The organism is Cephaloticoccus capnophilus, assembly GCF_001580045.1.
In the GTDB taxonomy this organism is placed as follows: Bacteria; Verrucomicrobiota; Verrucomicrobiia; order Opitutales; family Opitutaceae; genus Cephaloticoccus; species Cephaloticoccus capnophilus.
On the sequence record NZ_LSZP01000031.1, the window covers coordinates 1 to 959 of the forward strand.

Here is a 959-nt window from a genome sequence, read left to right on the forward strand (position 1 = left end):
GTTATGACTCACTGATAACCTGAATAGGGAGATCGTTTTGGCTAATGCTCTCCTCTCGTGAGCGTTCCGAATTTAGCCTTGGTGATTCCTGTTTATAACGAGAGCGAAGTGCTGCCTGAGTTGTTGAGGCGGTTAACCGTACTCTTCGACGGGCAAGTCAATCACGAGCGCTGGACCGCGATCCTGGTGGACGATGGGAGTCGCGACGACAGTGTGGCGCAGATTGAGGCGAAGTGTGCGAGCGACAGGCGCTTCCGGCTAATTGAGCTTTCTCGAAACTTCGGGTTTCAGGCTGCACTGTTGGCGGGCTTGGAGCAGGCAAAGGCCTCGGGGTTCGATGCGGTGGTGACTTTGGATGCGGATTTACAAGATCCCCCCGAGCTTATCCCGCAACTGGTCCAGAGTTGGCAGCAAGAGGGGAGTAATGTGGTGCTGGCGCGTCGTCGCTCGCGTCGAGACCGCGGAGTTCGGGCCCTTTGTTTTAAGCTCTTCCACGCGGTTTTTGGTCGGGTAGTGGATATTAAGGTCGATCAAAATACTGGCACTTTTGGGCTTTTGGATAGAAAAGCCCTCTCTGCGTTTAGTCGTTTACCTGAGTCACACCGCTTTTTCCCGGGACTGCGAGCTTGGCTCGGGTTTAAGCGCAGCGAGGTATTTTATGACCGCCAAGAACGTGCGGCAGGGGTTCCAACCCAGAGTTTTATAAAACTGCTTCGCTATGGTTTTGATGCGGTTTTTAGTTTTTCGAGATTGCCGTTGCGACTGGTCCTAGTGGCTGGGGCTGTCATGGCTGGAGCGAGTTTTATCATTGGTGCGGCGTTTGCTTTGCGCAGGCTGTTGGGTTTTGAGATTGCCCCAACGGGGTTCACGACCCTCGCCACGGTTATTTTGCTTTTGGGCGGCATTCAGCTGATGGGCCTCGGCATCATTGGCGAATACCTAGGCCGAACTTATACTGA

Annotated in this window: 1 protein-coding gene; it reads left to right on the forward strand. The window is 53.8% G+C overall.

The annotated features are described in order from the left end of the window. Positions 1-57: 57 nt before the first annotated feature. Positions 58-959, forward strand: a 902-nt coding sequence (locus AXK12_RS03430) for a glycosyltransferase family 2 protein (protein ID WP_156468826.1), incomplete at its 3' end; no start/stop codon positions are given.